This window comes from Flavobacterium sp. (assembly GCF_004211145.1).
Lineage (GTDB): Bacteria > Bacteroidota > Bacteroidia > Flavobacteriales > Flavobacteriaceae > Flavobacterium.
The window spans coordinates 123,429-137,767 of the sequence record NZ_SEBS01000007.1 but is presented as its reverse complement, the minus strand read 5'-3'; the positions used below and the strand labels follow the sequence as shown (position 1 = coordinate 137,767).

Sequence of the window (14,339 nt, the reverse complement as noted above, 5' to 3'; positions counted from 1 at the left end):
TTGATGGATTTAGATTCTGATTACGCCGTATCGAAGACCCTTCAGGTGAACGATATTGGCAGTCTCAGTACTCGACAATCCAGCCTGACAAGTAAAATCAAACTTCCTAAGACAACAACCAATCTTGCGGCCTTAGGCTTCCTTTCAGTTGGTGGAAATACCTCAAACATTCCTTATCAAAGAAACAACGCTACGCTCTTAGACGAAACGGGTGAAGCACTCATTTACAATGGTTGGGCTGATGTCATCAAGACTAACAAGGCGATTGAGATGACAGTCTACGATGGGATTTATGATTTTCAAAAAACTCTTGAGAATAAGACTCTGACCGACATGGGACTTTCCGAACTGAACCATCTCAAGAATCTTCATAACGTTCTCGAAACATGGAGCGCAACAACGCTTCCGTATCGCTACAACATCGCGGATTACAATGGAAAAACAATCTTTCATTACAGCGGTGCAACGACTACAAGATTCAATATTGATTACTTCATCCCAGCCGCTAAGGTTGAGTTCATTTGGAATAAGATTTTCAATTACGCGGGTTACACTTATGACGGTTCCATCTTCCAAACAGAGGACTTCAAAAATCTTTGGATGACATATCCGAAGCCCGTTGGTTCAACTAATCAAGCATTGGAATTCATCAATCATCAAGATTGGACAGACCCGCTATCGTTCTCCACAACTTTCCCAACAGATTTTGGGTTTGCTGTTGCGACCGTTTACGAGTCGACACTTTTAACCCAATGTTTCACATCTACAGCCGCAACTTCAGTTCAACAAACTGATGGTCATTGTCGCGCGATTAAGGTTGATGCTGACGGACTCTACAGGTTCAACATCGAAGGTTCGTTATACTTTCCACCGAATGCAAATGCAAGCTACGGAATTGCGCTCCAAAGGGTCAATCTTTCGACCAACGTTGTGACATACACACCAATCGTTCAGGGCATCACGGGCGCAACTGACCTTGATATAAGTTACTCATTTACAATGACGGATGAAGAACGTGTCGGTCTCCACTTGATGAACTTCCAATATGGAAATATTCCGTTCACAACAAACTCACATTGGCAACCTAATCAGGTTGTCGGTGGAAATCTCGACATAGATTTCTATAAGGTTCTTGGTGATGTGGTGAACTTCGATGAAGCCTTAATTGAATTCAAGGCAACTGATTTTGTCATGGAAATTATCAAGAGATACGGCCTGACAATGTATAAAGATAAGTACACCAAGAAGCTGACGTTTTTGACTCTTGGTCAATTATTGACAACAGACAATATTGATTTGTGGGATGAAGATATTGAAATTGTTGAAGAAGAATACAGCTATGGAAACTACGCTCAACAAAATCTTTTCACATACAAATACAATGAAGACAACGCCTCACATTTCAACGGTAGCATCGCAATTCTGAATCCAAATCTGAAAGATGAAAATACAGTTATCTCATCCAAATTCTACGCGCCTGAAGCCTATGACAGATATTTAATTGGAAAGCGATTCAGGGTCTACAAGTTTTGGGATAAGGAAGTCAAGGATGATGGTGAAGTTGAATACAAACCATTAGATAAACGCTTTTACCTGATGCGCTCGGAACCATACATCATGCCGCTCACAACGAATATCGATTCGGAAGCCTTTGGACAAACCACAACATTCAAAAATTGCTACGTCGAAAACTATAACCGAATGGGAATGACTGACGTGATTGAAGATTATTACTTACCGATGCAAGGCATTCTTAATCGCTCGAAAGTGGTAACTGTCAACAAGTGGTTTACTTCAAAAGAGATTACGGATTTCGACTTCAGAAAACTCATCTATCTCGAAAAGCTTGGTGAATATTTTATCATTAACAAGGTCGCTGATTATGTGGTTGGAAAACCTACGAAAACGGAGTTGGTGAATGTGAAGTTTTTCGCTGAGGAAGATGATGATAACAATGGTGGAAACCCGCCTGAACCGCAAGTCTTCCAAATAACAAACATGACTCAGAGCGGATGTTCGGTCACCTTTAATTTTGAGACTGACACGCCTTTCCCGATACTACTTTACATTACAGCAACTGAAGTTTTATTCGGTCAAGTCTTCGGAACTGCGATGTGGCTCCCTGATGCAACAACAACATTCACAATAACTGATTTGCCCGTTCCAGCAAACTACCATTGGGTGCTGAACGCAAGTTATTTAGGTGGGAACATCGCCACTCCAAATTACACATTCCTACTCAATCCATGCTAAGATGATTTACAGTTTAAGAAGAAAGAAACCATTCATCACATGGGGACTTGGAAGAACAGAAATAACTATCACCGCTGGCGAAAATGTATATCTGTGGGTTCAGACATTATATGACGGACTCTACACATCTCAAGCGGTATTTCCAACGGGAGTCAGTTCAGCGAAGGTTTCAAATCAACAGTTCCGAATTACGTCAAGTACAGTCGGAACTTATGAAATCAGGATTGACTATCCGAAACAAAACCTCAAATCCAACACCATCATTTTGAATGTGGTGTAATCCAATAACACGAAAATAATGCAACTATGAAGTGGCAAATCAAGTCGAGATTCTATCTCTTAATATCAACGTTGACCAATTAACTAAGAAGCTTTCCGAAACCAAGAAATCAATCGATGACCTTCAGGCATCACAAAGACAACTTGCCAAGGAAGGTCAATCTTCATCTGAACAATTTGTTAAGCAAGCGGCTCAACTCCAAAACCTCAACACGGCTTACAACAGCCAAAAGAATGTTCTTGCGCAAGTAAACGCGGCAAAGGATAAGGCAAAGAATGTTGCTGATGCTCTCAACCAAGCGTTACATCAGGAAGTCGAAACGATTGCACAAGCGACCGCAAACAATCGTCAGCTTATCGCAATTCGAAACAATCTTTCTACCGCTACAAAAGAAGGTGCGCAAGCCATTGAACTCATCAATCAGAAGTTGGATGAGAACAATAGACTGACGAAGGAAAATTCCTCAGCGGCTGAAAAGCAAAAACAAAATATTGGGAACTATACTTCCAGCTTCCGTGAAGGTTTTGACAGCATCAATATTTTCAATGGTGGTCTTTCAGGATTATTAGAACGCTCAAAGGAAGCTGGCGGCGCGGGTAACCTCTTTAAGAACTCATTCGGTCAAATGACCACGGGAATCAAGGGAGCCACAACTGCCGCAATGCAGTTTATCATGACTCCCATTGGAGCCGTCATCGCTGGAATCACAGCGGCCTTCGCGGCTGGGAAAGCAATCTTCGATTACAATAAAGGGCTTCAGGAAACGAACAAAGAACTTAAAGCACTTGGAGTAAGCGCGGGTGAACTTTCCACTGTTAGAAGCGAAATACAAGCAACAGCGGAAACCTTTGATAAAGATTTCAAGGACATAGCGGCCAAGGCCAATTCACTTGCCAAGTCTTACGGGATTTCAATGAGTGAAGCCAACGATATAATCGCTCAAGGTCTTGCTTCAGGTGGAGCGCAAAATGAAGAGTTTCTTGATTCTCTTGGGGAGTATGACGGTCTGTTTGCTAAGGCTGGGTTTTCTGCTCAGGAGTTTGTCAATGTATTGAACACGGGTGCTGAATTGGGAATCTATTCAGACAAATTACCTGATGCAATTAAAGAAGCCGGACTTTCATTAACCGAACAAACCAAATCAACAAGGGATGCTCTTGTGAATGCCTTCGGTGCGAACTTCTCAGATGATGTGCTGAAGAAAGTCAGGACGGGTGAAATGACTACCAAGGAAGCACTTCAAGCAATTGCAGAGCAATCCGCTAAGACTCAACTGACCCAACAACAACAAGCGGCATTGACCGCTGACGTGTTCAGGGGCGCGGGTGAAGATGCTGGTGGTGCATTGACAATACTTCAAGCAATCGGGCAAGCTTCAAACAAGACTCTTGATGAAACGGCAAAGAAGCAATTGGAACTTCAGGAAGCAACAGAGCGACTTAACAAGGCGCAAGCGGAACTGTTTGAGATAAAAGACTTCGGTGACATTTGGACTAACATCAAGATTACCGCCACCGAAGGACTCGCGGCAATCATTGAATACCTCAGCGATGTCAAGGAAGACATCCAGCCGTTGATTGACCTTGTGAGCGTGGTATTGGCTAACGCATGGGTGAACCTCAAAACAACCGTTGGTGGAGTCTTCGATTACATCGGTGGAGTCTTCAAGGTTCTATCCAACACTATCGGAACATTCTTCAACTTCTTCAAGGCGATTGCTCAGGGTGACTTCCAAGGAGCGATTGATGCGCTTAAGAATGGATTCCTCAATCTCCTGAACATTGTCAACGAAACCTTCGGTAAGATTAAGAACACCATCATCGACGGAATCAAGGGAATCATTGACAACATCAGCCCCGCTCTCGATGCGCTCGGATTAGATGTCGAAAAAATTAACAAAGCCTTGGACTCGATGAAGTCTAAGGAAGTCAATTTCAAATCAAAGACTTCAAATGAAACGGCCAACACCTCAACAGACAAGAACATTGTTTCAGATGTTGACCCGAACGCCGCCGCCAATGCGAAAGCGGCCGCTGATGCCGCCAAGAAAGCAAGAGACGAAAAACTCAAAGCCATTGAGGCGGAAATCAAAAAGCAAAAGGAAGCGATTGACTTATTTATCGCGGGTCAAGGCTTCAGAAAGAAATCATCGGAAGACCAACTTAAGGTTGATGAGCAGATAATGAACAAGCGTCTTGCGCTGAATGATTTTGAATACAAATCAGGAAAGATTAGTAAAGACGCTTATGAAGCGGCCAAGTTAAATCTAACGACCGATTACGCAAAGAAGACGGCTGATGCAACCGTTGAGAATGCTCAATTGGAATTGGAAGCTTACAAGGAGAATCTTGCAAGAAAGGTCGATGATGAAAAGTTTTTCTCGGCTGAAAAGCTTGCGGTTCAATTAGCGGAAAACAATTCTTTGATGGAGATGGAACTTGAATTCCAAGCTACCAAATTGGAGAACGGGCAAATCAACGAAAAGGAATATCTCCTTGCCATTGATGCAATCAGAGAAGAGAACAGGATTGCGAATGAGGAAGCCGAACTCGAACGCGCTGAAGCGAAAAAGGAAAAGGAACTTGAAGACTTCGATACCAAGATGGAACTTGCTGAAGAGCAAAATCAAGTTACCCTTGAACTGCTATTGGAAGACCTCGAAAACCAAAGGGTTGCTGAAGTCAAGGCGGCTGAGAAATCAGGAGCCGACCTCAATCTTATCAATCAAAAGTATGCAGCGTTAGAAAAGAACTTGCGCAAGTCTGTTGAGATGGCTAAGATGGAACAAATTGCCAGCACCATCGGTCAAGCCAAGGGCTTATTTAAGGAAAACACGACCGCCTACAAAGCGGCGGCAATTGCCGAAATTGGTATTACCACCGCGAAGAATGCAATGAGTGCGTATGACGCGGCCTTCAAACCTGTGGCAACGGTCGCATCACCAGCCCTCGGAGCAATCTATGCAGGAATCACAGTCGCGCTTGGTGCGGCTCAAATCGCAAAGGTTGCGGGTATTAAGTTTCAAAAGGGTGGTCTTGCGAGAGGCAAGAGCCATGCACAAGGTGGAATTCCTTTCACCGTAGCTGGAACGCCAGGCTTCGAAATGGAAGGGGGTGAAGCAATCATCAATAAACGTTCAACTTCGAAGTATCGCAATCTCTTATCTGCAATTAACGAAGACGGTGGCGGTCTTGCATTTAGTTACGGTGGGCAAGTTCCAACCTACCGTTTCGCAAACGGCGGCGTTACGGGGAACGCTAATCTTGGACAGCTTAACGGAATAGCGATGGATATGGATTCGCTGGCCGTTAAGATTGGAGAACAAGTTTCGCTTGCCAACCTTTCGCTACCTGCACCTCAAGTTGACGTAAGGGAAATTTCCGCAACGCAAAGGTCAATCGCTTTGGCCGCTGACAAGGCCAACATGTCTTAACCAATGAAAATATTTTATGATGAGAACCCGCCAATAGCGCGGGTTTTCCCATTTATTTCAAAAAATTTATGGTAAAAATTACACTTTGCAATTCGACAGACTATATATAATAAACAATGAAAATGAATGACCCTAATGACCCAAGACCTTTTGACGAAATCCTTTGGGAGATAATTGTGAGAACGAAACAATTGAAGGAACAAGCAATGATAATCCAAGAAGAAAGGTCAATAACAAAAACGATAATCCGCTGGATAAATTCCAGCACCAATTAAATTATGTGCAAATTCTGTTTACAAATGAAGAACGAAGCTGAAGCCGCTTCAAAAATTACAAACATAACATTCACCGAAATTAAAGCAGGTTCCCTTGTGACTGTGAACGGTTACACTCTACCGTGGTCGGTCAATCGGATTTACGATGACAATTTCTTCAATCAACTTGCCGAATTAATTAGGTTCAATGAAAAGGATGAACTTATCAAGATTATCGTGAATCTCACCCTGCTAAAACTTGTCTGTCCAATCTGTGGAAAATCGACTTGTCAATGCCCACAAGCGAATGAATGCCCAATCTGTGGAAAATTGTCTTGCCAATGCTCATCAAAGGAATTATAATTCTCACAAGCATTGTTCTTCTAATCATTGATTTGAGAAGAGATAATTAATAAGAAGCCCGTCGAGCCAACCAAGAACAACATCGCGCGGGGTTATCAAAAGAATGTTCAACAATTGAAATGAAAACTGAACTATGGAAAAAACTTGAATCAATCAATTTAAGGTATGAAATCTCAGACCAAGGAAAACTGAGAAAACTAAACCTCAACGGAACCTACAGGAACCTGAAAGGATGTTTTACGAACTCCAACGGTAATTATCACTTCCACTACATTGATGGAATAAAATACTACACTCACAGATTGGTGATGCTTGCCTTTGTTGGAGAGTGTCCAACGGGTCAAGAGGTTGACCACATCAATCGTGATGCTCTTGACAATCGCATTGAGAATTTGAGATACGTCACTCGCATGGAGAACTGTCTTCGCGGGGAAGATATTACTCAAGCAAAGCTTAACGAAACAAAAGTCAAGGCGATTTTATATCTCACATCGATTGGCGGTCTAAAACAGAAAGCCATTGGTGAATTGTTTGGAGTAACGCAATCAGCGATATCAAGAATAAAAAGAGGAAAAGGTTGGGTTCATGTCGCAAGATAAACCGAAGCTTGAAGATTATCTTGGATTTGCGAGACATTATGCTCGACAATTCCAAGGGTTTCTTAAGCAATATCCGACGCTTGAACATGATGACCTATATCAGGAAGCCCTTCTTGCCTTAGACAAAGCTTGCAAGGCGTTTGACCCGTCAAAGAATGTGAAGTTCGAATACATCGCGGCGATTTGGATGAAACAGGCAATGCTAACTCTCATCAAAAGCAAGGGGAACACCGTCAAGAGGAAGATGGATAAAGATGAGCATGGGAATGTAATCTTCCACAGCGTTCCAATCGACGGCATGGATTGGGTTGAGGACGTTGAGGATGATGAGGAAGCTGAGAAATTGTTACTGATGCAAGAAGCACTTAAGCACCTCAGGCCAATTGACAGAGAAATCCTTACCCTTCATTATGGTCTTGGCAATCACGAACCAATGACTTTCAGAGCAATTGCCAAGCACCTAAAAATCAGCAATTCTCGCGCTGGGCAAAAGGTTAAGTTCGCCATGGAAAAGTTGGCAGAACAAATGGGGCGGGAACAATCTGAAGCTGAAAAAAAAAGACGGAAAAAGATTAAGGAATACAATGACAATCAAAAATTAAATCGGAAGAAATACTATTTGGAAAACAAAGATAAAATCCACGCATACAATAATGAATGGAGAAGACAGAACCGAAATCTTTTAAACGAACAGAGAAAAATAAAGAGCCTTGCTAAGGAAATGGCTAAAACCACCCGAACGAAGGATAAGTTTAAAACTACTTATCGAAACAAATCCAAGGAACGAGATGAAGAACTATGATTATATGAAGGCAAACCTCAGCACGGTCGAGGAATTGGTCAAAAGAGGACTTATGTCTTTCACTATAGTCCGAGACCTTGACATTTATACATCGTTCCTATCGCTGGATAAGTTCAGCAAGGAAGGAAGATATGCGATACTAAGCCATGACTTCCAACTTAGCGAGAAGAGGATTGAACAAATCGTTGCAAACCTCAGCAAATAACAAAGAATCCCGGCACAAGACACATCGCGCGGGGAAGATTAAAAGAACAGAAATGATAAGAGATATTAGAAACCTGTTGATGATGAGAGATGAAATTTACACCACCCAAATCCAGCAAATGTTGGATGAATCCTTCGGGGAAGATTTTTTTGAAATTACGCAACCGACCGATGTAAAGATAAATGATAGCTGTGCCGAAACCCATTTCACGGTTAAACTCAAGAGAAAATTAATACCAAATGAATCCAGCAATCAAGAAGCCGAAGGAATATGAAATTTGTCAGGTGGTTGAGGCGGCTTGTTGCATTTCATCGTGTAACAGCCAACACCTTGACGTGGACAAATTCTTTACAAGTTGGCTCAAACCGTATGTGAAACTGAAGCTAAGCCAACGTTGCCAAAAATAACCTCAGCGCGGGGAAAAGAAAAGGAAGCCTTAATCAGCTTCCTTTTTTTATGCCCAAAAACCATGTCCAATAATTCCATTTCCCATTTTTTACTTTGGCCGAGAACTATGAAAACGAACTGTCCTATTTTAAAATTATCACAGGAATTATGTTTGTGCCATGTAACACCAAGTGTGATTTAATCGGAGAATTTTTGCCTTTGGAAAAGGTGGATTTTTTGTGTCCTTTTCTAAAATTACAGAATAAGCTACACTTGCAAAGTATTGGAAACATAGGGGTTTGGAGAAATTTGACTTTTTGCTGGGTCAGGTGGAACCATAATAGGTAAAAGTAGTTATCAAGTTACAAACAAAGTGATATTCGTTTATAGGTTATCAGGGAACCAATGATGAAAAGAAAGAAGATAGAAAGAGAAAACAGAAGGATTAATCGCGTGACGGTGACGTGCGTGGTTATCGGTGTTGTTATCTCCCTTATCCAATTTTTGAAGCCTGAGTCAAAACCGCAAGTAGTTATTCATAAGCACTATCATTATTATCAAACACCACTTCCAACACCTTCATATAATCGCCTAAATTCTACTGAGAAATATATTCGTTCAAAAGATAGAGCCGCGCGGGGAAAAAATTAAAGTTTTTAATTTATTTTTTCGTGAATATATCGTTGATATCTTTTCTTTCAATGACATCTGTTTTTGTTCTTACCATCTCGAACGTAAGGTTAAGGAACTCGAAATGGAAATCAAAGTTAGGCGCGGGATTAAGAATCAAACGATGCTTATAGTTAATCCAATCGGACGGTTGAGCCTTGGTAAACAAAACTGCTGACACTCTCTTATATTTCGGCGGGTTAACCGCCCAAAATCCCTTATTACTTCCAATGTTATTTAACAAGGCTTGATTTACGTCGTGATGTAAATCCAATTTCCAATTATTAAGGTTAAAGCACATTATGTAGGGCTTGTCTAATTCTCCATAGTGCATTGCTTTAAATTTAAAAGCATCCTGAATCGCTTCCTTTCCACCCACGATAACTTCAAAATTGGTGGGAAATAAACCAATTGGTCTATGGTCATCAAAATCTTCGGGAACTATACTCTTGACATTTGAAGAAAGCACACGCATCACAATAAGAATTTTCTCATTTTCAAATTTCAAATATTCCCGACTGTCAAGGTCTGAGCCTGTTTTGATTTCATCAACAGAAATTTTGCTAACCTTACTTTCAATCCATTTGGTTATTTTTCTTAGTGATGGAACATTCTCATCTTTAAATTCAAGCTTATCTAAACTCAACAAATGATTAGGAAGATTCATTTCTTGGAGCCTGTCTTCAATCATTTCGCGAATGGTTATTAATCCTTCTTCGCGTTTCGATAATCCCGTTAAGACTTTAGCTTCAACATAACAGCTATAACCTTTTTTAGTCGCTAAGAAATCTGGTCGTCGAGTTGAATTAGGAACTTCGGGATGAACTTCCATTTGAAAACCTTGAAGAAAAAATAATTGATGGATGAAAAGTTCATACCATGCATCTCCGAACTTATGCTTAAAGTCTTCACGTAATCGGTTGCGATGTTCTTCAGGGTAATTCGCAAACCATTCCTCTAAATAATCTTTGGCTTTCATAACATCATCTATAACACAATTTTCCCAATAGTGGAATCTGTTTTCACCTGACTTATAAGACTTCCGTGTTGGTTCGGATGGAGTCCCAAACAATTTATCCTTACACATTTAAAATCAAACTAAAATTATCTATATCGATAGCATCCCGCCCGTTTAAGGCCGCCAAAAAAAGAACCGCCCAAATCAGCACCAAATTCCTACCTCACCAACATTTGCACGTTTAGAGTATAGTCATATGGTGCAGGTTTTACCCTAAGGAAACCCTAAGGAAATCGTTAAAAATTATTTGCAAAAATAACCACCCTAAATTTGCATACTATCCTGGCTTTCAGTATCTTTACCTCGTTGAATTAAGCAACACACGTTAATTGAAATATTGAGAATGCCACCAAATAAAAAAGGGCTGGTGGAACAGCCCTTCAAGCGTCAGGTTCGAATGAACCTAATACTTATAATCATGACAAAGTTAAATAAAAATTTCGATAATATCGAAACCCTGTGTCAAAGGGATTTCGACGTACAGGACACACTTAATCTGCTGATAATGACTAACGGTTCCATCTACATGAGTTGGGGCGTTGAACGCAAAATCAGTTACAAGGGCAAAGGTCTTTTGCTCTATGTGAACGGACACCTTCACACAGGATGGGTCTTAGTTGTTCTTGCTTGGAATGATACTTACAGTTTCTATCTATTAGAAGGAACCAAGGAAATCAAGCATGAAGAACATGAACTTTACTTCGATGTTATCCAACAGCGATTGGACATAGCAATTGAAAAACAAAGTAACTACAATTTCTAAATTTTAACCCGTTCATTTGATTCCTGATGCTTGGCTTGGTGGTCACTCAATATCAATACTAATCAATACACATCATGGAAAAAAAATTTAAGGCACGGTATATACGCACGTCAAGTCAGAGTCAAAATAACGCAAGACAATTGGCAAAGCAACATCCCGATGAACAATTGTTCATCGATGTAATTAGTGGAACTATACCCTTCGAGAAAAGGCCAGCGGCTAAAAAGCTACTGCATCACATCGCACTCAAGGAAGTTGAACAAGTAAGCGTTATTGCTGTTGACCGCCTTGGACGTTCGACGGTGGATGTTCTATCAACAATCGACCACTTCAAGAATCATAATGTAAACTTACACGTCGATAATCTTGGCCTTGATAGCATGATGCCAAACGGCAAACCAAACCAAATCTTCGAACTAATGGTAAGCGTAATGGCCTCTTTGAGTTCACTCGAAAGGGCAACACTCCGAGAAAGACAATTGGAAGGGGTGGCGGCGGCCAAACTACGCGGAACCTACAAAGGTCGTGCGCTTGGCTCTAAGGAGTCCGATGAGGACGTTATTGAAAAATATCCAAGGGTTGTGAAGTTGCTGAAGGTTGGTAATATGACGAATAATTTGATTGCCGAAACCACGAATGTTTCACCTCACACGGTGAAGAAGGTTAAGGATATTTTGAATAAGAAAGCCAGCTAATCGCTGGCTTCATTTTAATTTTGGTCTTCGCCATCTTCTTCCTCTTCAACCTCGTGATAGTCTGAAAAATGCGCTTCTTCGGAATAGTTTAGATTAGGGTCTGAATATTTTTCATCACTAAAGTTATGCAACACGACATGAAGCCGTTTGAACAATGTGTTCAATATTTTATCATCATCGCGCGTGCCAAGACCAAGGCTAACAATATGCTCTTTTTCAGGTGTACTTTTTTGTTTATCTACACAAAGTAATGATGCACTAAATCCACCCGTTCCGTAAAAGGAGACTCCTACAATGTCGAAGCGTTCTTTGTCAAGCTTGAAATAGTTTGCGAACGATGATAAGTCATCACCGCCAAAATGTGCCATTAAATCAGAAACATCCGCTGAGGCTGTCCCTCTTAAATCATTGTATTGTACATCAGCTTTCATAAATAATTGAGTTAATTGGTTGTGCTGAAATGTAAGCAACTTATTGTAGCAATACAATCCCCAATTTCGGGGATATAAAAAAGCTAACACATTTTGGAAATCAATTGTTGGGGTTCAAATCCTCAAGGCTATTCCTGAAGCATCAAATCTTTCAAAGTTTATGTGGAATGCTTGGCAGAAAAAAGTATTTACCCACTTAAGCGTAAAACAAAGCCAGCGATTCTACTGCTAATTTGAATTTTCATATTCAATCAGTCCACACACCGCTAACAAGGTCATTGAACATTTGAAACCTTTTGCGGCAACCGACAGCAAAACACTTTAGGTGCAACTTTTTTTCTAAGCATTTTCTTGTCAGAAAAGTGACGAGCGATATTTGCAGATTTATCGAAAAAGTCGGTTGTGCCATCAACCCTCTCGTGATAGAACATGAAGATATATTTGCAGTTATCATGTTCAAAGATTGTCTTCAGCAAAGTGCGGTCTGAAATAGCCATCGAGTGACCAAGTACTTGAACAAAAAATGGCTTTGACTCCACAAAATTCATCAAATTCGTGTAATTCGATGTGGTCAAATAGCTCGCTGACTTTGTAAATTGTAGGTAACTATTTTCATTAGCGACTTCAAGTTTTGGAAACAATTCATCTGATTCATCACCATAACCGAATACGATAGGATAATTTTCATGCGCCCTATGTCCGTGGATGTAATTTACAGCAACCTTGGAACTTTCACGAATATATTGGCGAACTGTGTCCGTGTAATTGAAATTCAAAACCATTGTACGACCATCATCCTCTTTGTAACGCTTGCCAGCCATCAACTCTTGGAATTCTTCTATGTCTTTAAGGTGATGTGGAACGGACTCGGAAAATGCTGAGGTGAAACTTAGTCCCTCGACCCAGTTATTCAGTATGTGATTCATGCCTATCTGATACAAATTTTCGCTTTCAAAATTGGGGATGACCTCATTAAGATACTCACCAAACAGCTCTCTCACTTTCCCAAATTGCTCGTTTAAGGTTTTAATTTGTTTCTCGCGATTAGTACTTTGATGAAATGCCGCAGATAATTGAAGTTTGTAATATTCCTCGATGTCAACCCAGTTTTGAAAATTTTGGATTTGACAAATTTGGATGAAGAAGGCATTCTTATAACTATAGTGTTTTCCATTCTCACCGTTATTAAATATTTTCTCAAAATCTGCTAAACTAAGACAGTCAGGAACTTCTGACCAACTCTTCGCCGAAATGAAATCATCTTCATATACAAAAGCATTCCCATCCCAAGCAATAGCATTGACTTTCTTCCAATACCAAGAGAGAAAATGATTGTAGCTCGTTGGCAGACCGTGAGCCAAGTCGAATCCATTACCAAGAATTACAAGTCTATTCATCTTACATTTTTTTTGCGAGCCAAATATACCAACATAAGTCGTAATCTATTCGATTGTGAAAATCAAATAATTCTTTCGCCCTTGAAATTCTTTGACTATTTAACTTGAGTAAACCATCAGTAAGTTCAATAATACTTTGACGAACCGGGATAATTCTAAGCAGTATCGTTAATATATCTATATTAGCCTTATAACTAAACAATTATGAGCGACAACAAGTCCAATCCAGCGTTAGGGGTAGTCTATGCAATCATATTCGTTGTAGGTATTATTTTCTTCGTGAAGATAATCCAACCGAAGAACATCACTCCCGAACAATCTACAACTGAGAGCAGGGTAATTTCCACAAGTGAGAATATGGGTGATTATGCACGTGAGAGAATGAATGACTCTCCAACGGAAAACTCGAATGTCTCTCCAAAGGAAAACCTGATAGCCCACAATATTTGTTCAGAATGCGGCAATTCAGTTTCCAATGATGCGCGGGAATATGCGGGTGATGTTGTTTCAGAATATTCACCTTACTACGTTTGCGGTGATGCTTGTCAACGTCAACACATTCTTAAAAAGATGAGAGCGGAAATGACACCCAATCCGACTAATGAGGTACAGACGGGAATAGACGGGAGAATCTATTCGAAAGACGCTTGCAGTCTATGTAACGGAACGGGAATTGAAACGGCTACGGCTTCGAACCCAGCCACAGGTGTAAGAGAAAGACGAGTTTGCCCACAATGCGAAGGTCGCGGCGTGGAAAGCTGGTAGCGATGCTAATTGCCATACTCGCATC

Annotated in this window: 11 protein-coding genes; 8 read left to right on the top strand and 3 right to left on the bottom strand. The window is 40.7% G+C overall.

Going from position 1 to position 14,339, the window contains the following annotated elements; genetic code table 11:
• The first annotated feature begins 3 nt into the window (after positions 1–3).
• The 5 genes from EOO50_RS05250 (at position 4) to EOO50_RS05230 (ending at position 8,463) form a co-directional block, all read left to right on the top strand.
• Positions 4–2,253 carry a hypothetical protein gene (locus tag EOO50_RS05250; protein WP_290838449.1) on the top strand — a complete coding sequence of 750 codons (2,250 nt, stop codon included), beginning with the start codon at positions 4–6 and terminating at the stop codon, positions 2,251–2,253.
• 311 nt (positions 2,254–2,564) lie between these two features.
• The gene (locus EOO50_RS05245) at positions 2,565–5,966 is read left to right on the top strand and encodes a phage tail tape measure protein (protein ID WP_290838448.1); all 3,402 of its coding nucleotides are present in this window, start codon (positions 2,565–2,567) and stop codon (positions 5,964–5,966) included.
• 736 nt (positions 5,967–6,702) lie between these two features.
• Positions 6,703–7,182, top strand: coding sequence for an HNH endonuclease (locus tag EOO50_RS05240; RefSeq protein WP_290838447.1), 480 nt, complete (start codon positions 6,703–6,705; stop codon positions 7,180–7,182).
• Complete coding sequence (locus EOO50_RS05235; RefSeq protein WP_290838446.1) at positions 7,169–7,984, top strand: sigma-70 family RNA polymerase sigma factor; 816 nt, start codon at positions 7,169–7,171, stop codon at positions 7,982–7,984. Before EOO50_RS05240 ends, EOO50_RS05235 begins: the two co-directional genes overlap by 14 nt.
• Positions 7,985–8,241: 257 nt before the next feature.
• Positions 8,242–8,463 (top strand): hypothetical protein, encoded by a 222-nt coding sequence (locus EOO50_RS05230; protein WP_290838444.1) that lies wholly within the window; start codon positions 8,242–8,244, stop codon positions 8,461–8,463.
• Between the two features lie 774 nt (positions 8,464–9,237).
• On the opposite strand, the gene EOO50_RS05225 is transcribed toward EOO50_RS05230, so the two are convergent.
• Positions 9,238–10,224 (bottom strand): hypothetical protein, encoded by a 987-nt coding sequence (locus EOO50_RS05225; RefSeq protein WP_290838443.1) that lies wholly within the window; start codon positions 10,222–10,224, stop codon positions 9,238–9,240.
• Positions 10,225–10,606: 382 nt separating this feature from the next.
• On the opposite strand from EOO50_RS05225, the gene EOO50_RS05220 reads away from it, so the two are divergent.
• Together EOO50_RS05220 and EOO50_RS05215 are read left to right on the top strand one after the other, a co-directional pair.
• The gene (locus EOO50_RS05220) at positions 10,607–11,026 is read left to right on the top strand and encodes a hypothetical protein (protein ID WP_290838442.1); all 420 of its coding nucleotides are present in this window, start codon (positions 10,607–10,609) and stop codon (positions 11,024–11,026) included.
• A 74-nt stretch (positions 11,027–11,100) separates the two neighbouring features.
• Complete coding sequence (locus tag EOO50_RS05215) at positions 11,101–11,721, top strand: recombinase family protein (RefSeq protein ID WP_290838441.1); 621 nt, start codon at positions 11,101–11,103, stop codon at positions 11,719–11,721.
• Between the two features lie 14 nt (positions 11,722–11,735).
• On the opposite strand, the gene EOO50_RS05210 is transcribed toward EOO50_RS05215, so the two are convergent.
• The gene (locus EOO50_RS05210) at positions 11,736–12,152 is read right to left on the bottom strand and encodes a hypothetical protein (RefSeq protein WP_290838439.1); all 417 of its coding nucleotides are present in this window, start codon (positions 12,150–12,152) and stop codon (positions 11,736–11,738) included.
• 275 nt (positions 12,153–12,427) lie between these two features.
• Positions 12,428–13,549, bottom strand: a complete 1,122-nt coding sequence (locus EOO50_RS05205) for an AbiH family protein (protein WP_290838438.1) — start codon at positions 13,547–13,549, stop codon at positions 12,428–12,430.
• Between the two features lie 204 nt (positions 13,550–13,753).
• On the opposite strand from EOO50_RS05205, the gene EOO50_RS05200 reads away from it, so the two are divergent.
• Positions 13,754–14,314, top strand: coding sequence for a hypothetical protein (locus EOO50_RS05200; protein WP_290838437.1), 561 nt, complete (start codon positions 13,754–13,756; stop codon positions 14,312–14,314).
• Positions 14,315–14,339: the final 25 nt, after the last annotated feature.

Bases quoted from the DNA above. Each gene is read 5' to 3' on its own strand.
- EOO50_RS05250 (WP_290838449.1), top strand. From the start codon at position 4: ATGGATTTAGATTCTGATTACGCCGTATCGAAGACCCTTCAGGTGAAC.
- EOO50_RS05240 (WP_290838447.1), top strand. From the start codon at position 6,703: ATGAAAACTGAACTATGGAAAAAACTTGAATCAATCAATTTAAGGTAT.
- EOO50_RS05235 (WP_290838446.1), top strand. From the start codon at position 7,169: ATGTCGCAAGATAAACCGAAGCTTGAAGATTATCTTGGATTTGCGAGA.
- EOO50_RS05230 (WP_290838444.1), top strand. From the start codon at position 8,242: ATGATAAGAGATATTAGAAACCTGTTGATGATGAGAGATGAAATTTAC.
- EOO50_RS05225 (WP_290838443.1), bottom strand. From the start codon at position 10,224: ATGAAAGCCAAAGATTATTTAGAGGAATGGTTTGCGAATTACCCTGAA.
- EOO50_RS05220 (WP_290838442.1), top strand. From the start codon at position 10,607: ATGCCACCAAATAAAAAAGGGCTGGTGGAACAGCCCTTCAAGCGTCAG.
- EOO50_RS05215 (WP_290838441.1), top strand. From the start codon at position 11,101: ATGGAAAAAAAATTTAAGGCACGGTATATACGCACGTCAAGTCAGAGT.
- EOO50_RS05210 (WP_290838439.1), bottom strand. From the start codon at position 12,152: ATGAAAGCTGATGTACAATACAATGATTTAAGAGGGACAGCCTCAGCG.
- EOO50_RS05205 (WP_290838438.1), bottom strand. From the start codon at position 13,549: ATGAATAGACTTGTAATTCTTGGTAATGGATTCGACTTGGCTCACGGT.
- EOO50_RS05200 (WP_290838437.1), top strand. From the start codon at position 13,754: ATGAGCGACAACAAGTCCAATCCAGCGTTAGGGGTAGTCTATGCAATC.